This is a genomic window from Allorhizobium paknamense (assembly GCF_030815125.1).
In the GTDB taxonomy this organism is placed as follows: Bacteria; Pseudomonadota; Alphaproteobacteria; order Rhizobiales; family Rhizobiaceae; genus Allorhizobium; species Allorhizobium paknamense.
Map to the genome: position 1 here is coordinate 1 of NZ_JAUSWH010000011.1, position 18,062 is coordinate 18,062.

The window sequence follows — 18,062 nt, forward strand, 5'->3', positions numbered from 1 at the left end:
GAACAAATCTGCTCGTGTCCATTCAAACCTCCTCGGTTGGAAGTTTGAATCACAATCTCAGCAGAAAGGGAATCCTAATTGTCCACACACCCTAGATCAGGCCCCTCAGGAAGGCGGTGAGATCGTCGGTGGCGTAATCGACATGCGCGTGCCCCTCGGTGCTTTCCAGCCGCTCCCACTGTTCCAGAACCACCTCTTCCAGATTGCGCGGCACGATCAGCACGGTCTTCATGCCCAGCGCCTTCGGCACGACAAGATTGCGCGGCAGATCCTCGAACATCGCCGCATGGGCGGTATCGATCCGGTTGAGGCTGTGGAACTTGTCATAGGTGGCGCTGGCGGGCTTGGGCACATAATCCGCCGCGACGATATCGAAGATCTCATCGAAATGGTCGAGAATGCCCAGCGCCCGGGCGGCGGCTTCGGCATGGGCGACGGTGCCGTTGGTAAAGATGAACTTGCGGCCGGGCAGGGCCTTGATCGCCGCGCCCAGCGCCTCGTCCGGCAAGAGCAGCGAATAGTCGATGGCATGGGCCTTTTCGAGAAAGTCGTTCGGATCTGCGCCATGATGCAGCATCAGCCCGGCCAGCGTGGTGCCATGGTCATGGTAGTAGCGCTTCTGCAGCAGGCGCGCTTCTTCCGGCTCCATCTGCAACAGGGTGGCGACATAGGCCGTCATGTTGCGGTCGATCTGGTCGAAGAGATTGATGTGATGCGGGTAGAGCGTGTTATCGAGGTCGAAGACCCAGTCGCGCACATGCGCGAAATCGCGCGGATCGGCATGGGAGGCGGGAAGCGTCATGGTCGACCTCGATCTCTCTCAAAGGCGGGCGAGGCGTTCGGTCAGCAGGGCGAAGAAGCCGTCCGCATCGACCGTGCGCATCACCATGGCATTGGGCTTGCGGCCGCTGACGCGCCACCAATCCACCACCGTCATGCCGACGGTCAGATCCGATTCCGTTTCGATCTCGACATTGCAATGGCGGCCGGCAAACAGCTCCGGCTTGACGAGATAGGCGATCACGGTCGGATCATGCAGCGGGCCGCCGTCCGAACCGTATTTCTCGATGTCGAAGCGTTCGAAGAATTGCAGCCATTCCACCATGACCTGTGCGGGGCGGGTGCCGATGGCACCGATGCGGGCAACGCGCGCCTTGGTGGTCATCAACTGATGGGTGACATCGAGCGGCATCATCACGATCGGAATGCCCGAACCGAAGACGATTTTCGAGGCCTGCGGATCGACATAGATGTTGAATTCAGCGGCGGGCGTGATGTTGCCGCCTTCGGAAAAGCCGCCGCCCATCATCACCAGTTCGCGCACGCGCGGCGCTATGTCCGGCGCCTTTTGCAGGGCAAGCGCGATATTGGTCTGCGGGCCCAACGTGCAGAGCGTGACGGTGCCCGGCTCTTCGCGGCGGATGGTCTCGATGATGAAATCCACCGCATGCTGGTCGCGCACCGTCATCGTCGGCTCATCGACCACCGCGCCATCGAGGCCGGTCTTGCCATGCACGTGCTCTGCCGTCACCTGCGGTCGCTCCAGCGGCTTCAGCGCGCCTTCATAGACCGGCAGGTCGGGACGTCCCGAAAGCTCGCAGACGATACGGGCATTGCGGCTGGTCATGGTCAGCGGCACATTGCCCGCCACCACCGTCAGCCCCAGAACCTCCACCTCGTCCGGGCTGCCCAGCGCCAGCATGATGGCGGCTGCATCGTCCTGGCCGGGATCGGTATCGATGATGATCTTGCGGGGCTGTGCCATGAAGGATGTCCTGCTCGCCTGTGGCAGGGTCGTCTTGAGCCTGCCGGTGTCCGATGGTGGTTTTCGTCGCTGCGCCCGGGAGGGCCGATGTCCTCCCTCCCGGCAGACGCGCTTGATGAACGGCTTGCTCCCTGCTTGTCAAGCGCTTGCACCATCCGGGCAGGCTCACCATATCCTGATGCGTGACGCCCGAAGGGGCCAGTTTGTCATGCCGAGGAAAGAATGCGCCGACCCAAGACCGTTTCCACCCCGCTTCTTTTGGGGTTCGATCTGACAGAAGCCCTGATCGCCCAGCTTGCCCGCGCCAATGACGGCTATCCGCCCTATAATATCGAACTGGTGCGCCGCGCGGGATCGGCCAGCCAGCGCCTGCGCATTACCCTTGCGGTGGCGGGTTTCAGCGAAGATGAGCTGGATGTGACCGTGGAAGGCAATCAGCTGATCATTCGCGGCTCGCAGATGGAGCGCCCCGAGGCGGAATATCTCTTCCGTGGCATTGCGGCCCGGCAATTCCAGCGTGTCTTCGTCATGGCCGACGGCATGGATGTGGCGGGGGCGGCGCTGCGCAACGGATTGCTGGTGATCGAGCTCATTCGGCCCGAGCTTCAGGAAATGGTGAGAAAAATTAACATTTCCGCCTCAGAGTAGGACCATGGCGGAGTATCCGCCGCTCCCTCACTGAAGGAGAACGGACATGTTGATCAAAGAAGCCACCCCGCGTCTCACGCAATCCGAATTTGCCCACCTCGGCTCCGGGGAACTGGCTTACATCCGCAAGATGCGGGTGGACGAGGTCTCGCGATGCTTTCCCGATGCGCCGGACATCGATCCGCGCGCCGATCTCTGGGCCCTGTTCGCCGCTGACGGTACGCCCATTCTGTTGACCGACAACCGCTCTTCCACTTTCTTCAAGGCGGCGGAAGACGAGTTGCGCACAGTCAGCTTGCACTGATCCTTGCTCCTGCATAATTCCTTAAATCGGAATCGATTTAAGGATAAAATTATGCAGCAGCTTTAAAGTGTTACAGCTCCGTGCGATTGATAAAACGCACGGAGCTGTAAGGCGTAATTTGAAGCGTCTAAATTAGGCAGGGCGATTGTCTCTGGCCTTTGCGGCGTGATGACGGTAAAGCGATTTCAACACCTCGATTGACGCCTCCGGGCCTGCATGGATGATCGATGATGATGAAATCGCTGCACGTCCCGACAATGGCTTTTGCAGAAAGGCGCGCCTTTCGCCAGCGCCTGCCGTCGGTCATCGGCATGATCATGGTGCTGGTTGTCATCGCCGGCTGCGCCACCCGGGTGCAGGGCGTGATGCAGCCAGTCAAGCTTTCCACACCCTTGCCGGGTACAGAAGTGCAGATGCTGGCGGCCACGACGCGGGCTCCGGCCGATGACAAGGCGATCCTGTTTACCGGTGAGCGCGGATCCGGCCTGATGGTGGATGCCGTAACCGTCTCCATCCCGCCCGATGCCAATCGCAAGATCGGCGAGGTGCAGTGGCCGAAAAAGCTGCCGCCCAATCCCGCCAAGGATTTCACCACCGTTTCCGTCAAACCGATCCTGAACGAAGCCGATGGCCATGCCTGGCTGCACGCCCATCTGCCGGGCAAGAGGCGCGTGCTGGTCTTCGTGCACGGCTTCAATAACACCTATGAGGATTCGGTCTATCGCTTTGCGCAGATCGTGCATGATTCCCGCGCCGATGTCGTGCCGGTGATCTTCACCTGGCCCTCGCGCGCCAGCATTTTCGACTATAATTACGACAAGGAAAGCACCAATTATTCCCGCGATGCGCTGGAAGACATGCTGACCCGCATCGTGCGCGATCCCCAGGTCTCGGAAGTAACGGTCATGGCCCATTCCATGGGGTCGTGGCTTGCGGTCGAATCTTTGCGCCAGATGGCCATCCGCCGCGGCCGTGTCGACCCGAAGATCGCCAATGTCATCCTCGCCTCGCCGGATCTTGACGTCGATGTCTTCGGACGGCAGATGATGGCGCTGGGGCCGCGTCCGCCGCATTTCACGCTGTTCGTTTCGCAGGATGACCGGGCGCTCAGCATTTCCAAGCGCATTTCCGGCAATGTCGACCGGCTGGGGCAGATCGATCCCACCAAGGAGCCCTATCGCTCCCGGCTGGAAATGGCCGGGATTACCGTGCTGGACCTGACCAAGCTGAAGGCTGGCGACCAGCTCAACCACGGCAAATTTGCGGCAAGCCCGGACGTGGTGCGGCTGATCGGCGACCGGCTGATTGCCGGGCAGACGGTGACCGATTCCAATGTCGGTTTCGGGGAGGCGCTGGGTGCCGTCACGATCGGCGCCACCAATACCGTCGGGCAGGCGGCCAGCACGGTCATCAGTGCCCCGATCACCATTTTCGATCCCCGCACGCGGCGCAATTACAGCCAGCAATGGCGTCAACTGGGCGAGAGCGCGGGCTCCACAGTCGGCGCGGTGGGCGATACGGTGCCGCGCTGACATCGATAATGCCGGCTGGCCATTCAAGTTTCTGCAACAATGCTCTTGAGGCTTTGCTTTCGCATGGCTATGCTCTTCTGATATATCACGGTGGGGCTTTTCTGGCGTCGCCGATGGCTGTTACGGGAGAGCCTTGCCATGAGATGGAAACGTATGATGCAGGTGCTGGACGTGCACTGCGAGGGAGAAATCGGCAAGGTGGCGACCGGCGGCGTGCCGAAAATTCCCGGCGCCACGGTGGCCGAGCAACTGGCCTGGCTGAACAGCGATCCCAAGGGGCGGGAGCTGCGGCATTTCCTGGTTCTGGAGCCGCGCGGCGCGCCGATCGGCTCGGTCAACCTGCTGCTGCCGCCAAAGCATCCGGAGGCGGATGCCGCGTTTATCATCCTTCAGCCCGATCAGGCCCATGCCAGTTCCGGCTCAAATTCGATTTGCGTGACCACGGCGCTGCTGGAAAGCGGCATGGTGGAAATGACCGAGCCCGAAACCGTGATCGTGCTGGAAACGGCGGCGGGGCTGGTGCGCGCCCGCGCCACCTGCCATGACGGCCATTGCGAAAGCGTGGAACTCACCATGGTTCCCTCCTTCGTGCATGCGCTGGATATGGACATCGACACGGCCGAGTGGGGCAAGATCCGGTTCGATCTGGCCTATGGCGGCATTTTCTATGCGCTGGTGGATGTGCCGCAACTGGGCCTGACCATCGAGCCCAACAATGCGCGCCGTCTGGTGGAGGCCGGCATGGTGCTGAAGGAGGCGATCAACCGGCGCTTCACGGTCGTGCATCCCGAAATTCCGGAAATTTCCGGCGTGGCCTATGTGATGTTCCGCGATGTCGATCCCGATGGCGCGGTGCGCACCTGCACCACCATGTGGCCAGGCCGCGTGGACCGTTCGCCCTGCGGCACCGGCAATTCCGCCAATCTTGCGGTGCTGCATGCCCGCGGACGGGTGAAGCCCGGCGAGCGTTTCCTGTCGCGCTCGATCATCGGATCGCAATTCGAGGTCGGCCTGTCCGGCCTTGCCACCGTGGCCGGGCGGCCTGCCGTCATTCCCACCATTCGCGGACGCGGCTTCACCTTTGGTCTGCATCAACTTGCACTTGACGCCTTCGACCCGTTGCAGGCAGGATTTGCATTGACCGATGTCTGGGGGGCGTCCCTGGCTGGTCTTGCCGATGTGCATCCTGCGGACGAGAAATAGCGTCTCGCGGTGTTCCCCGTTGAGAAGGACGCCTGCGGATCAAGATGGAGCGTGAATGGCAGACGCATTGAGCGCAGTTCGGGAACCGGTCCTCAGCAGGGCAGCGATTTTTCGGTCTCTGTCCGAAGAGGACGATCTGCGCTGGTCTCGCCAATGTCTGCAAACCCAGGTGGCCCCCGGAACCGTGCTTTTCGATTATAATGGCGAGGGCACCCATGTGTTCTTCAGCCTTGAGGGGTCGCTGCGGCTGACCGTGCGGCTGGGCGACAGGAAGGAATTGTTCCTGGAGGAATTTCCACCAGGCCAGGTGGTCGGTGATCTTTCGGCGCTGGATGGCCATACCTATGCCGCCTGTCTGATGTCTTCCACGGAAGCGCAATTGTTGATGATGCCGCAGGCGCTGTTTCGCCAGATCGTCGCGGAGCGTCCGCCAGTTTGCCTGGAGCTGGTGACCGTTATGGCCAGACGGCTGCGCAGCCTCATCCAGCGCATGAGCGAACTGTCCTATCTCGACGCGCGCCACCGTCTTTACAATACGCTGCTCAGACTGTCCCAGCCCTGCGATGAGCAGAAGGATCGCCGGATCATCGCGCCGCCCATTATCCATGCCGATCTTGCCGAATATATCGGCGCCAGCCGCGAAACCGTGTCGCGGGAAATGTCGCGGCTGTTGCAGGACGGCGTGATCGAGCGCACCAGCGATGCCATCATCCTGCGCCAACCGCGCGAATTGCTGCGCCGGCTCTCAAAGGTCGGCTTGGCCTGATACCAAGGCTCAAAGATGCATACGCATCCTCGCCTTGAAGGAATTTCGAATATCTCAAATGCATCACGGGCTTGAGACATTCGAAAAGGGAATACCTACGGTCATTTTCAATGACCGTTGGTATGAGGCGGGCGGCGAAAAGTATTATGACCTGAAAAGGTCGAAACTCCGTCCCATTCCTGGGCGGTTGAGCAGGGGAATCGCTAAAATTCTAACTGTCTGCTTCAGTCAATCTCAGTTCCTTGTTGCTAAAACGGGATTGTCAGGTGCCGGGATGCCGTCTTGAAGACGTGCTCCCGACCGGGCCAGGGCGCGGAGATCGCTTTCGATCCTGCATGATGCAAGGCGCGCCCCGCTGGTATAGCCCAGCATGTCATGACCCGCGAAAGCGGCGATCATCCTTCTTTCCTCCGAGTTTTCAAGGTCTTGGATGAGGCGAGGGTAGGAGCCTGATGCTTTGGCGGCACCCATCATTGAGGATCTGATCGGTTCCCTTCCCGGCGTGGCAGGTGCGCGGGATCGAGCCGAAGAAGGAGCAAGCGGTGAGCATTCTGATCGTCGAGGATAACCCGACCAATGCCATGATCCTGAAGCATCTGGCCAAGAAGGTCGCCGACGAGGATATCGTCGTGGAGGCCGATGCCGCCAAGGCGCTTGCTCAATGCCATAACCAGCAATTCGACCTGCTGATCATCGACCAGATCCTGCCGGGCATGAGCGGGTTGCAGTTCGCCAAGGCCATTCGCCAGCTCAGCCGCTATGACGAGGTGCCGATCGTCATGGTCACGGCCGATCATGAGCCGGGCCTTCGCCAGGCGGCGCGAGAGGCGGGGATCGGCGATTTCCTGACCAAACCGGTCGAGGCCTTGGCCTTCCGGCAATTGATCGCCAATCACCGCAGCCGCCGTGCGGCCCCCTCCGACAAGGATGCATAGGCTCATGCCCCGGCTCTTCCTTGCCCTTTTCTGCTTTCTGTCCCTGACCGCCGGGGCGCATGCGCTTGATGCGCCGTCCGGGCCGGTGGTCCTGACGGTGAAAGGTCAGGTTTCCAAGCCCAATCAGGGAACGGCGGCGGTCTTCGATCTCGCGATGCTGGCGGCATTGCCTGCCCGCTCCGCCGAGATGGAAACGCCCTGGACCAAAGGCAAGACACGCTTTTCCGGCCCGCTTTTACGCGCCGTGCTGGATGCTGCAGGCGCTTCCGGCAAGGTGCTGGTGGTGCGCGCGCTCAATGATTACATGGCAGAGGTGCCGATGGAGGATGCCGACAGGCTGGAGACCATGCTGGCGACGCATCAGGACGGCAAGCCGATGCCGGTGCGCGACAAGGGGCCCTTGATGCTGGTCTACCCCTTCGACCTCGACAGCGCGCTGTTTACGGAAAAATACTTCGCCCGCTCCGTCTGGCAGATCAAGGAAATCGAGGTTCTTCCGTGATCCTGCCAACCCGACCAGGCTTTGACCGGCGCCCGCCCCAGCCCAAGACCACCTTGATCCTGCACATTCTCTCTGCGGTGCTGCTGGTCACTTTCCTGCTGCTGTTCAAGGATGTCTCAGACCGCTTTCGCCTGCTCTATGACGATGTCCGCGAAAATGCCGTGTGGTCGGCCTATCAGCTTGACCGTGAGGCCCGCACGGTCAATCACACGCTGGCGGATGTCAGGCGGTTGCAGAGCCCGGATGCGCAGGCACTGTCCGGTCTTTCGCTGCGCTATGACATTCTCGTTTCGCGCAACAAGCTGATGCGGGAATCCCGCTTCGGCGATTACTTCCGCGATAACCGCTCCGTTGCCGACAGTCTGAACGCCATTGACCGGATCATTTCAGGGCTGCAACCGCGCTTCGACGCGATGGCCGCCGGCAAGCTCCCGTCCACCGCAGATATCGCCTTCCTTTCGGACGAGTTGACCACGCTGTCTCAGAAGACCGAGGCGCTGCTGATCTACACCAATACCTATGTGGCCGATGAACGGTCCGGCATCCGCGCCACCATGATCGAGCTGGAGCGGACCTCGGCGATCATGCTGGCGCTGCTGCTCCTGTCGGTGATCTTCCTGGTGGTGACGCTCCGCCGCCAATTGCAGGCGGCGCGCATTGCCGGCCAGCGGCTGGAAGTGGTGACGCGGGAACTGTCTGATGCCTATGAGGCCGCCGATGCCGGAAACCGGGCGAAATCCCAGTTCATGGCGACCATGGGTCATGAAATCCGCACGCCGCTCAACGCCATTCTCGGCATGGCGGAGCTGCTGGAATATTCCGAACTGCCGCGCGACGCCATGGTCAGCGTCAAGACCATCCGCTCCTCCGGGGAAGCGCTGCTGGAGGTGATCAACGAGATCCTCGACTATTCCAAGATCGAGCACGGCAAGCTGGAACTGGAAGAGCGGGCCGTGGATATTTCCGGCCTGGTGGAAGGCACGGTCGCGATCATGCAGGGCCGGGCTGTCGACCAGGGCAATGAACTGGTGCTCGATATCCCGGTGTCGCTGGACGCGCTTTACGTCAGGACCGATCCGACGCGGCTGCGGCAGGTGCTGCTCAACCTTCTCAGTAATGCGGTGAAATTCACCCGCAACGGTTTCGTGACGCTGCGCCTCAGGGAATTTTACCGGGGCAGTGCGCTGATGCTGCGCTTCGAGGTGGAAGATACCGGCATTGGTATTGACGAGGCGGGGCTTGCCAAGTTGTTCAAGCCGTTTTCGCAGGTGGATGCCAGCATCAGCCGCAAATATGGCGGCACGGGTCTGGGGCTGACCATCTGCAAGCAGATCGTCGAAAAGCTGGGCGGCGAACTGGGCATGAGCAGCACGGTGGGCGTGGGCAGCATCTTCTGGTTCGAACTGCCGGTGATTGCCGCCGACAAGGGCGAGGTGCGCCAGAAGCGGTGCCGCAGCCTGCCGGACGAGGATTTCCCGCATCTGAAGATCCTGGTGGTCGAGGACAACAAGGTCAACCAGCAGGTGGCAAGCCGCTTCCTGGAAAAGCTGGGCCAGGACGTGGTGCTGGCCAATGACGGTTCTGAGGCGGTGGCGATGACCGAGGAGCAGGCCTTCGATCTGATCCTGATGGATATGCAGATGCCGATCATGGACGGCATCGAGGCAACGCGGGAAATCATCGCAAGAGGCGGCCCCTCGGCGCTGACGCCGATCGTTGCCATGACGGCGAATGCCTCCGATGACGACCGCCGCCGCTGCCGTGCCGCCGGCATGGTGGGCTTTGAGAGCAAGCCGGTCACGATGGACCGCCTGCGCGACGTGATCCTGGCGTTTGCGCCAGCGGAACCGGCAGCGGGCGATGAACCCCATACGGGGCAAGAGGATATTTTCGACATGAGTATGGCCGGTCGCGGGGCAAAGCCTCTGACGCTTGAGGATCACCTGAATGAATTGAACGGGCTGGACAGCGCCCGTTACGAGGAACTGGTCGAGGCGCTGGGCGAGGATGTCTATCAGGAGCTGATCGAATCCTTCTTCAACGATGCCGACATGCTGATCGGCGAGCTGAACAGGGCGCTTGCCCGTGGCAATCCCCAGGAAATCGACCGGGTGCTGCACACCATCAAGGGGGCGGCGATCAATGTCGGCTTGAGCGATATTGCAGGCCAGGCGCATGCCCTGCGCGCAAGCCAGCCGACGGTCACCGATATCCATCGCCTGCACCGGCAGATCGAGGAGATGAAAATGAAACTCGTTGCCTGAACCGGCTGGTCCGGCAAGGGCGGTGGCGCTCTGCAAGGCCGGGTGACAAGCAAGACCCGGAATATCTTCGGGCAGATCGGTGAATGTATCTGGGATAGTTTATTATGATGCGCTTGATGGTAAGGTTTTCGACTTTGCGCGGGCGCGATTGCAACGGAGGTTGCCATGCGTATTCTGATCGTTGATGATAACAATACAAATTTGAAGCTTTTGACGCGGCTGGTGAAAAAGATCGACCGTTGCGAGCCCGTGGCCTTTTCATCGCCGGATGAAGTGCTTTCGGCCCTGCCGGATCTCGATTTCGATGTGGCGATCATCGATTACCAGATGCCGGTCTATAATGGCGTCGAGCTTTACACCGAGATCGTCCGCTTCGAAAAATACGCGGACGTGCCGGTTGTGTTCATCACGGCAGACAAGGACATGACGACCCGCATGGCGGCGCTCAATGCCGGGGCCATCGATTTTCTGACCAAGCCGGTCAATCCGGTCGAATTCCATGCCCGCATCCAGAACATCGTCAGCCTTGCCGAGGCGCGGCGGCAATTGGCCGATCAGGCTGAATGGCTACGGCGCGAGGTCGAAAAGGCCGTGTCGGAACTGCGGCTGCGCGAACAGGAAATCATCGAGCGGCTGACGCTGGCCGCAGGCTACAAGGATCCTGAAACCTCCCGGCATACGCTGCGTGTGGCCGCCTATTCGGAGGCCATTGCCCGTGAACTTGGTCTGCCGGATCAGGTCTGCATCGATCTCAAGCTTGCAGCGCCCATGCATGACATTGGCAAGGTCGCCATGCCGGATACGGTGATGCTGAAACAGGGCAAGCTCACCGAATCCGAATATCGGGAAATGCAATCGCATGCGCAGATCGGCAGCGAGATCCTGGCGAAATCCCATTCCTCGCTGCTGCAGCTGGCCTCCGAAATCGCGGTGAGCCATCATGAGCGCTGGGATGGACAGGGCTACCCGAACCGGCTGGCAGGCGATGCCATTCCGCTGTCGGGCCGCATTGTCTGCATTGCCGACAATTTCGACGCCCTGACCACCGAACGGCCCTATAAGCCCGCCTGGTCCTATGAACGGACGGTGGAGCATATCCTCGGCCGCTCCGGCACCCAGTTCGACCCCGCCTGCGTCGAGGCCTTTGAAAGGGCGCTGCCGGTGATCCGGGAGATCATGGAGGCAGACCGGCGTGAACAGGCCGAACTGGCCGCCCAGAAGGCGGCGCTGGAGCCGGGACGGCGGCTGGCGGCGGGATAACTCCTGAAGCATTTCCTGACGGAAAACCGGGGCCCACTTTTCCTGGAAATGCTTCCATTCTTTGTTTTACGCATTTCCTGACGGAAAACCGGGGCCCACTTTTCCTGGAAATGCGTTAAGCAGCAAACAAAGCTCTTGTCTCCCGGGCGAAACATGGTATCGACGGCGGGATCGGGATGCGCTTCAAGCATCCGGCTTGCTGCCACGCCTGGTCATCCTGTTTTCGCAGGTTCAGCGGCAGTTTTTAGGCCAAAGCATTTTCAGGAAAAGTACCCTCACGGTTTTTCGCCTGAAATGCAGGAGCAAAGAGCATGGCGCCGCCTGCTAAACTTCTGTTTTGACGCATTTCTGGACGGAAAACCGGGACCCGCTTTTCCTGGAAATGCAGCAACTTTTTGCTTCACGCATTTCCAGACGGAAAACCGGTTCCCGCTTTTCCTGGAAATGCTCTGGCATGATTGGAGGCCCCATGCGCTCGTTGACCATCCGCCGCCCTGATGACTGGCACCTGCATTTGCGAGACGGATTGATGCTTCGAGGCGTGATCGGCGATAGCAGCCGCCACTTTGCCCGCGCCATCATCATGCCCAATCTCGTGCCGCCGGTGGTGACCACGGCTGACGCCGAGGATTATCGTAGCCGCATTCTCGATGCCCTGCCGCAAGGCCATCGCTTCGAGCCGCTGATGACGCTCTATCTCACGGAACAGACCGATCCGGACGATGTGGAGCGCGGCAAGGAGAGCGGGCTGATCCATGCCGTCAAGCTTTACCCGGCGGGGGCCACCACCAATTCCCATGGTGGCGTGCGCGACATCGACAAGGCCATGCCGGTGCTGGAGCGCATGGCGAAGATCGGTCTCAATCTCTGCGTTCATGGCGAGGTGACGACGCCGGAGGTCGATATTTTCGACCGCGAGGCCGTGTTCATCGACACCGTGCTGGATCCCCTGCGCCGCCGTCTGCCGGAGTTGAAGATCACCATGGAGCATGTGACGACCAGCGACGGCATCGACTATATCCGCGCTGCGGACAAGAATCTCGCCGGATCGCTGACCACCCATCACCTGATCATCAACCGTAACGCCATTCTGGTCGGCGGCATCAAACCGCATTATTACTGCCTGCCGGTGGCAAAGCGCGAGAGCCATCGTCTGGCGCTCAGGGCCGCCGCCGTATCCGGCGACAGCCGCTTCTTCCTCGGCACCGATTCGGCTCCTCATGTCGATCCGTTGAAGGAATGCGCCTGCGGCTGCGCGGGTATCTACACCTCGATCAACACGATGAGCTGCCTTGCCCATGTCTTTGAGGAGGAAGGCGCGCTGGACAAGCTCGAGGCCTTCGCCTCGCTCAACGGTCCCGCATGGTACGGGCTTCAGCCGAATGACGAGACCATCACCCTGACAAAGCGCGAGGAGCCGGTGGCCTACCCGGAAAAGATCGATACCGGTGCCGGACCGGTGACGGTGTTCGATCCGATGTTCCCGCTGCATTGGGCAGTCGAATAATACCAAGGCTCGAAGATGCTAACGCATCCTGGCCTTGAAAGGATTTCGAATATCTCAACTGCGTCAGATGCTTGAGATATTCGAAAAGGGAATACGAAGTGTCATCTTCAATGACACTTCGTATAAGACCATACAAAGGAGAAAGCCGATGTCCGCCATGTCCTTCACCGATCCTGCCGTCATGGCGGACCTGCTGGCCAAGATGCTTTGGGAAATCAAGGCGGTGCATTTCAATGCCGCTGAACCTTACAAGCTGTCCTCCGGCATGCGCAGCCCGGTCTATATCGATTGCCGCAAGCTTTTGTCCTATCCGCGCGTGCGCAGCGCCGTGATGGATTTCGCGGTGGCGACGCTGCTTTCCAATGCCGGTTTCGAGCAGTTCGATTGCATCGCAGGCGGCGAGACGGCAGGCATTCCCTTTGCCGCCCTTTTGGCCGACCGGCTGGGCCTGCCGATGATCTATGTGCGCAAACAGCCCAAGGGCCATGGCCGCAATGCCCAGATAGAGGGCCATATGCCGGAAGGTGCGCGCGTGCTGGTGATCGAGGACCTGACCACGGCAGGCGGCAGCATGTTCACCTTCATCGATGCCGTACGCGCCGCAGGCGGCGTTGTGGATCACGGCATTGCGCTGTTCTTCTACGGCATTTTCCCCGAAGCCCATGAGCGTTTCGACAAGGGCGGCGTCAAGCTGCATTATATCGCCACCTGGCGCAATGTTCTGGCCGTTGCCCGTCAGCAGAAGCTGTTTGACGACAAGACGCTGGCCGAGGTGGAAGCCTTCCTCGATGCACCGCTCGCCTGGTCGGGCCGCAATGGCGGCGTGAGCGCGCTTTGATGTGATGCCAATGCCCTGGGTATTTGCTCAGGATATTGGCAGATGCGTGAGAATAATTTAAATCGATTAGGATAAGCAATCCCAGTGAAGGTGGTATCCGGTTTCGCGTCCGGGATTGCGTGAAGCAAAAAATAGAAGGCACGTCCCGTGGACGGGGCTGCTTTCTGTGACCCGAGAGGAGGTAGAGATGATCCTGTGTTGTGGCGAAGCCCTGATCGACATGTTGCCGCGCGAAACCACGCTGGGTGAACCGGGATTTGCGCCCTATGCTGGCGGCGCGGTGTTCAACACCGCCATTGCGCTGGGCCGTCTGGGCGTGCCGTCTGCCTTCTTCACCGGCCTTTCTGATGACATGATGGGCGATATCCTGCGCGAGACCCTGCGCAAGAGCCATGTGGATTTCAGCTATTGCGCCACGCTGTCGCGTCCCACCACCATCGCCTTCGTCAAGCTGGTCGACGGTCACGCATCTTACGCCTTTTACGATGAAAACACCGCTGGCCGGATGATCACCGAGGCCGATCTGCCTGCTCTCGGTGCCGATTGCGAGGCGCTGCATTTCGGCGCTATCAGCCTGATCCCCGAGCCTTGCGGCTCCACCTACGAAGCCTTGATGGCACGGGAAGCCAGGACGCGGGTGATTTCGCTCGATCCGAATATCCGCCCCGGTTTCATCAAGGACAAGGCCGCCCATCTCGCCCGCATTCGCCGCATGGCCGCCATGTCTGACATCATCAAGTTTTCCGACGAGGATCTCGCCTGGTTCGGGCTGGAGGGCGATGAAGACACCCTCGCCCGCCACTGGCTGCATCATGGCGCAAAACTGGTGATCGTCACCCGGGGTGCCGATGGCGCTGTCGGCTATACGGCGTCTCACAAGGTGGAAGTCCCGAGCGAAAAGGTGACTGTGGTCGATACGGTCGGCGCTGGCGATACCTTCGATGCGGGCGTTCTGGCATCGCTGAAGATGCAGAACCTGCTCACCAAGCAGCAGGTGGCGAGCCTGACCGAAGAGCAGATTGCCACGGCTCTGGCGCTCGGCGCAAAGGCGGCAGCCGTCACCGTGTCACGAGCTGGGGCCAATCCGCCCTTTGCCCATGAAATCGGGCTTTGAATTTTGTAAGGGAAGTTGATGAAACTTCCCTTCATTCAATTCTTCTATACCACGCCACCATTGGCGTGAATGGTCTGGCCATTGATCCAGCCGCCTTCCGGGCCGGTGATAAAGGCAATGACGGCGGCGATTTCTTCGGGTGAGCCGATCCGGTTGAGCGGCGCAAGCCGGGCAAAGGCGGCAATCGCCTCCGCGGATTTGCCGTTGAGAAAGAGATCCGTGCCGGTCGCGCCGGGGGCGACCGCGTTGACGGTGATGTCACGCCCGCGCAGTTCCTTGGCGAGACTGGCCGTCATGGCTTCAATGCCCACCTTGGTGGCGGCATAGATGCCGTAGTTTTCGGCGCGAAGGGCCGCCACCGAGCTTGAAACGCTGACGATCCGCCCGCCTTTGCGCATGCGTTGCGATGCCTCCCGCAACCCATGGAAAGTGCCTCTGAGATTGACGGCGATCTGCCGGTCGAACTCCATGTCGTCAATCTCGGCAATCGGCTTGCGCACCATGATCCCGGCATTGTTGACCAGCACATCGACACCGCCGCACAGGCTTTCGGCCCTGTCGAACAGCGCCGGAAACAAGCCGGGGTCGGCAACATCGCCAGCAACGGCAAGGCCGTTCCCGCCCGCGGCGGTCATCTCCGCGACGACCCCCTGAAGCTCTGCTCCATCTTCGAGATCGGCGGCCAATACGGTGAAGCCCTCTTTGGCAAGACGTAACGCCGTGGCAGCGCCTATGCCGCGTGCAGCTCCGGTGATGATCGCCAGCCGTGTTTCAACCCTGCTCAAATCCCATGCTCCTGATCGAGGGTGAACATGTCTTTATATGCATCATAGCCGAAAAGCTTGCCATAACGACCCCGGGAAGTGAGGGGCTTCAGCGTGTCTTCCGCATGATTTTCGGATTGAAGCATTCACTTGCCGGTCCTCATCTCACTCCGGTCGGATTATGCTCTAGCCGCTCACTAGTTTTTTGAAACCGAGAAGATGCGGTGATAAAACTTTTGGTTGAAGCGACTTTCGGTGCGGTTTACCTTGCGGAAAATATGTTTTGACGCATTTTGCAAAACTCTGGTTTTGGGATCTGGAGCATGTCCGGTGAAACCCGTGTTTACCGGAGACTCGAGCGGTCCAGCCTCATCGATAAGGGGCAAACAAGAGGGATGATCATGCCGGACATAACCAGTCTGCTTGCTTTTGCACTCATTGCGCTCGGCATGGTGCTCACCCCCGGCCCGAACATGGTCTATCTGGTTTCCCGATCGATCTGCCAGGGTCGCGCTGCGGGGTTGATCTCGCTCGGAGGCGTTGCCCTCGGCTTTGTGTTCTACATGCTTTGCGCCGCGTTCGGGATCACGGCGATTGTCATGGCCGTTCCCTATGCCTATGACGCGCTGCGCTTCGGCGGTGCGCTTTATCTGCTCTATCTGGCATGGCAGGCCGTGAAGCCGGGTGGCAGGTCACCTTTCCAGGTGAGAGATTTGCCGGAAGACAGTCCCCGAAAACTTTTTCTCATGGGATTTCTCACCAATCTGCTCAATCCGAAGATCGCAGTGATGTATCTCTCGCTCCTGCCGCAGTTTATCAGCCCGGAGCAGGGTAGCGTTCTCGTTCAATCCCTGACCCTCGGCTTCACCCAGATCGTCATCAGCGTCAGCGTCAATGCCATGATCGCCCTTGCTGCTGGAACCATCGCAGGCTTCCTTGCCAGCCGTCCGACATGGCTCGTTGTGCAGAGATGGTTGATGGGAACAGTGCTGGCCGGTCTTGCCGTCCGCATGGCAATGGAAGCCCGCCGGTAGGGCAGATTACATCCAGGTTACGGAAATTCCCAATCGAACAGAAAAACCGGAAACGTTTGTTAGAGCGCTTTTCGATCTGACTGGATCAGATCGGCGCTCTAACGGTTTATTTTTGAAGCATAATCTTGTCGATCCTCGTTTCACTCCGGTCGGATTATGCTCTAAAGCCGTTCCGGGAAAAGTGGATAGCGGTTTTACTGGAAAAGCTTAGAGGCGCTTTCGACCTGATTGGTCAGATCGAAAGCACTTCATAGATTTGGGTTCAGGCCATTTTATCCTCTGGCCTATTCCAGGCTGAACATTTCCGTGTGCTCATCATAGGCGAAAAGCTCGGCATAACGACCCCAGGAAATGACGGTCTTTAGCGTGTCTTCCGCATAATTTTCCGACATGTAATCCTCCAGCTCGGTCAGGAAACGGGCGGCGGGGGCGGTGTGGGAGGGGCGCTCTTCCAGCACGCGGCGCATCAGCCCGGCCAGCGGCACATAGGCCGTGAGGTGGCTGGCAAACAGCGTCTTGCGGCTTTCGGTGTCCATGTCGGCAAAGCGTTTGCCTTCCTCCGTCAGCACCACATCACCTTCGCTGAGCTGGGCAAAGCGCAGCAATTGCAGGGCTTCCGCCAGGTGGAAGAGTTCGTCGGCCTCCAGTTGCAGCACGCCTGCCAGCACCGGCAGGTCGGCGCGGCCATGATAGGGTTCGCGGGCCAGTGCCTCCAGAAGACCGGCCATGACGTTGGTGGAGACCGGCTCCAGGATCATGCCGACACCGGTGCCGGGAATGCCCTCGGCGCTCGGCGCCTTCGGTTCCGGTCGCTGGGTCATGCGGGCATAGATGCTGTCCACCAGCTGGCGGAACATCGGATCGAGACGGTTGCGCGGGTGCGGCAGGTCCACCTTGATTTCCGAGGCGACACGGCCCGGATTGGAGGAGAAGACCAGGATGCGGTCGCACATCAGTACCGCCTCCTCGATGTTGTGGGTGACGATCAGCACCGATTTGATCGGCAGCCGGCCTTCCATCCACAGGTCGATCATGTCGGTGCGCAGCGTTTCCGCCGTCAGCACGTCGAGCGCCGAAAAGGGCTCATCCATCAGCATCAGATCGGGATGCACGACCAGTGCGCGCGCAAAACCGACCCGCTGGCGCATGCCGCCGGAGAGTTCTTTCGGATAGGCGTTTTCAAAGCCGCCGAGGCCGATCAGGTCGATGGCCGCTTCGGCGCGCTTGCGGCGTTCCTCGCGCTCCACACCCTGGGCTTCGAGGCCGAGTTCTACATTTTGCAGAACTGTCAGCCAGGGAAAGAGCGCGAAGGACTGGAATACCATGGCAATGCCGGGCGGCGGGCCGTCAATGGCTTCACCCCGGCACAGCGCCTTGCCGGAGGAGGGCGAAATCAGCCCGGCGATGATGCGCAGCAGCGTGGACTTGCCGGAGCCGGAACGGCCCAGCAGGCCGACGATCTCGCCTTCGCGAATGGTGAGATCGACATTTTCCAGAACCATCACGTCATTGCCACTGCCCTTGGGAAAGGACCGGCAGGCCTGTTGGATGTCGATCAGCGGAGCCTTGTTGATAGTGTCGAGCATGGGGCGACCCTCTTGGTCAGCAGTGAAACATCAGAAAGGT

At 60.2% G+C, this 18,062-nt stretch carries 17 protein-coding genes; 13 read left to right on the forward strand and 4 right to left on the reverse strand.

The features are described 5' to 3' along the window. Positions 1 to 91: 91 nt before the first annotated feature. Positions 92 to 802 carry a pyrimidine 5'-nucleotidase gene (locus QO005_RS15985; protein WP_307159062.1) on the reverse strand — a complete coding sequence of 237 codons (711 nt, stop codon included), beginning with the start codon at positions 800 to 802 and terminating at the stop codon, positions 92 to 94. A gap of 18 nt (positions 803 to 820) precedes the next feature. After that, positions 821 to 1,765, reverse strand: coding sequence for a nucleoside hydrolase (locus QO005_RS15990; protein WP_307159063.1), 945 nt, complete (start codon positions 1,763 to 1,765; stop codon positions 821 to 823). Positions 1,766 to 1,987: 222 nt separating this feature from the next. Here QO005_RS15990 and QO005_RS15995 point away from each other — a divergent pair, with 222 nt between their 5' ends. The 12 genes from QO005_RS15995 to QO005_RS16050 all read left to right on the forward strand — a co-directional run bounded on the left by QO005_RS15995 (position 1,988) and on the right by QO005_RS16050 (position 14,638). Beyond that, the gene (locus QO005_RS15995) at positions 1,988 to 2,413 is read left to right on the forward strand and encodes an Hsp20 family protein (RefSeq protein WP_307159064.1); all 426 of its coding nucleotides are present in this window, start codon (positions 1,988 to 1,990) and stop codon (positions 2,411 to 2,413) included. Positions 2,414 to 2,459: 46 nt separating this feature from the next. Continuing rightward, complete coding sequence (locus QO005_RS16000) at positions 2,460 to 2,717, forward strand: BQ00720 family protein (RefSeq protein WP_307159065.1); 258 nt, start codon at positions 2,460 to 2,462, stop codon at positions 2,715 to 2,717. 311 nt (positions 2,718 to 3,028) lie between these two features. Next, a complete protein-coding gene (locus tag QO005_RS16005) occupies positions 3,029 to 4,249 on the forward strand; it encodes an alpha/beta hydrolase (RefSeq protein ID WP_370878090.1) in 1,221 nt (406 codons plus the stop codon). 138 nt (positions 4,250 to 4,387) lie between these two features. Further along, the gene (locus QO005_RS16010) at positions 4,388 to 5,452 is read left to right on the forward strand and encodes a proline racemase family protein (protein ID WP_307159066.1); all 1,065 of its coding nucleotides are present in this window, start codon (positions 4,388 to 4,390) and stop codon (positions 5,450 to 5,452) included. Positions 5,453 to 5,507: 55 nt separating this feature from the next. Then, positions 5,508 to 6,218 (forward strand): Crp/Fnr family transcriptional regulator, encoded by a 711-nt coding sequence (locus tag QO005_RS16015; RefSeq protein WP_307159067.1) that lies wholly within the window; start codon positions 5,508 to 5,510, stop codon positions 6,216 to 6,218. A gap of 542 nt (positions 6,219 to 6,760) precedes the next feature. Next, a complete protein-coding gene (locus QO005_RS16020) occupies positions 6,761 to 7,153 on the forward strand; it encodes a response regulator (protein WP_307159068.1) in 393 nt (130 codons plus the stop codon). A 4-nt stretch (positions 7,154 to 7,157) separates the two neighbouring features. Beyond that, positions 7,158 to 7,655 carry a putative pterin-binding protein gene (locus QO005_RS16025; RefSeq protein WP_307159069.1) on the forward strand — a complete coding sequence of 166 codons (498 nt, stop codon included), beginning with the start codon at positions 7,158 to 7,160 and terminating at the stop codon, positions 7,653 to 7,655. Then, positions 7,652 to 9,919: an ATP-binding protein gene (locus QO005_RS16030; RefSeq protein ID WP_307159070.1), complete on the forward strand. Its 2,268-nt coding sequence runs from the start codon at positions 7,652 to 7,654 to the stop codon at positions 9,917 to 9,919. Before QO005_RS16025 ends, QO005_RS16030 begins: the two co-directional genes overlap by 4 nt. A gap of 165 nt (positions 9,920 to 10,084) precedes the next feature. Then, positions 10,085 to 11,179 carry an HD domain-containing phosphohydrolase gene (locus QO005_RS16035; RefSeq protein WP_307159071.1) on the forward strand — a complete coding sequence of 365 codons (1,095 nt, stop codon included), beginning with the start codon at positions 10,085 to 10,087 and terminating at the stop codon, positions 11,177 to 11,179. A 469-nt stretch (positions 11,180 to 11,648) separates the two neighbouring features. After that, positions 11,649 to 12,686 carry a dihydroorotase gene (gene pyrC, locus QO005_RS16040; protein WP_307159072.1) on the forward strand — a complete coding sequence of 346 codons (1,038 nt, stop codon included), beginning with the start codon at positions 11,649 to 11,651 and terminating at the stop codon, positions 12,684 to 12,686. Positions 12,687 to 12,834: 148 nt separating this feature from the next. After that, positions 12,835 to 13,524, forward strand: a complete 690-nt coding sequence (locus QO005_RS16045) for an orotate phosphoribosyltransferase (protein ID WP_307159073.1) — start codon at positions 12,835 to 12,837, stop codon at positions 13,522 to 13,524. Between the two features lie 187 nt (positions 13,525 to 13,711). Then, complete coding sequence (locus tag QO005_RS16050) at positions 13,712 to 14,638, forward strand: carbohydrate kinase family protein (protein ID WP_307159074.1); 927 nt, start codon at positions 13,712 to 13,714, stop codon at positions 14,636 to 14,638. Positions 14,639 to 14,682: 44 nt separating this feature from the next. On the opposite strand, the gene QO005_RS16055 is transcribed toward QO005_RS16050, so the two are convergent. Next, positions 14,683 to 15,423 (reverse strand): SDR family oxidoreductase, encoded by a 741-nt coding sequence (locus QO005_RS16055; RefSeq protein ID WP_307159075.1) that lies wholly within the window; start codon positions 15,421 to 15,423, stop codon positions 14,683 to 14,685. A gap of 380 nt (positions 15,424 to 15,803) precedes the next feature. On the opposite strand from QO005_RS16055, the gene QO005_RS16060 reads away from it, so the two are divergent. Further along, a complete protein-coding gene (locus QO005_RS16060) occupies positions 15,804 to 16,436 on the forward strand; it encodes a LysE family translocator (protein ID WP_307159076.1) in 633 nt (210 codons plus the stop codon). 284 nt (positions 16,437 to 16,720) lie between these two features. Here QO005_RS16060 and QO005_RS16065 read toward each other — a convergent pair whose 3' ends face one another. Further along, on the reverse strand, positions 16,721 to 18,022 hold the full coding sequence (locus QO005_RS16065; RefSeq protein WP_307159077.1) for an ABC transporter ATP-binding protein: 1,302 nt from the start codon (positions 18,020 to 18,022) through the stop codon (positions 16,721 to 16,723). Positions 18,023 to 18,062 lie beyond the last annotated feature (40 nt).

Bases quoted from the DNA above. Each gene is read 5' to 3' on its own strand.
- QO005_RS16005 (WP_370878090.1), top strand. From the start codon at position 3,029: ATGATCATGGTGCTGGTTGTCATCGCCGGCTGCGCCACCCGGGTGCAG.
- QO005_RS16015 (WP_307159067.1), top strand. From the start codon at position 5,508: ATGGCAGACGCATTGAGCGCAGTTCGGGAACCGGTCCTCAGCAGGGCA.
- QO005_RS16065 (WP_307159077.1), bottom strand. From the start codon at position 18,022: ATGCTCGACACTATCAACAAGGCTCCGCTGATCGACATCCAACAGGCC.
- QO005_RS16050 (WP_307159074.1), top strand. From the start codon at position 13,712: ATGATCCTGTGTTGTGGCGAAGCCCTGATCGACATGTTGCCGCGCGAA.
- QO005_RS15990 (WP_307159063.1), bottom strand. From the start codon at position 1,765: ATGGCACAGCCCCGCAAGATCATCATCGATACCGATCCCGGCCAGGAC.
- QO005_RS16035 (WP_307159071.1), top strand. From the start codon at position 10,085: ATGCGTATTCTGATCGTTGATGATAACAATACAAATTTGAAGCTTTTG.
- pyrC (WP_307159072.1), top strand. From the start codon at position 11,649: ATGCGCTCGTTGACCATCCGCCGCCCTGATGACTGGCACCTGCATTTG.
- QO005_RS16010 (WP_307159066.1), top strand. From the start codon at position 4,388: ATGAGATGGAAACGTATGATGCAGGTGCTGGACGTGCACTGCGAGGGA.
- QO005_RS16025 (WP_307159069.1), top strand. From the start codon at position 7,158: ATGCCCCGGCTCTTCCTTGCCCTTTTCTGCTTTCTGTCCCTGACCGCC.
- QO005_RS16060 (WP_307159076.1), top strand. From the start codon at position 15,804: ATGCCGGACATAACCAGTCTGCTTGCTTTTGCACTCATTGCGCTCGGC.
- QO005_RS15995 (WP_307159064.1), top strand. From the start codon at position 1,988: ATGCGCCGACCCAAGACCGTTTCCACCCCGCTTCTTTTGGGGTTCGAT.
- QO005_RS16000 (WP_307159065.1), top strand. From the start codon at position 2,460: ATGTTGATCAAAGAAGCCACCCCGCGTCTCACGCAATCCGAATTTGCC.
- QO005_RS16045 (WP_307159073.1), top strand. From the start codon at position 12,835: ATGTCCGCCATGTCCTTCACCGATCCTGCCGTCATGGCGGACCTGCTG.
- QO005_RS15985 (WP_307159062.1), bottom strand. From the start codon at position 802: ATGACGCTTCCCGCCTCCCATGCCGATCCGCGCGATTTCGCGCATGTG.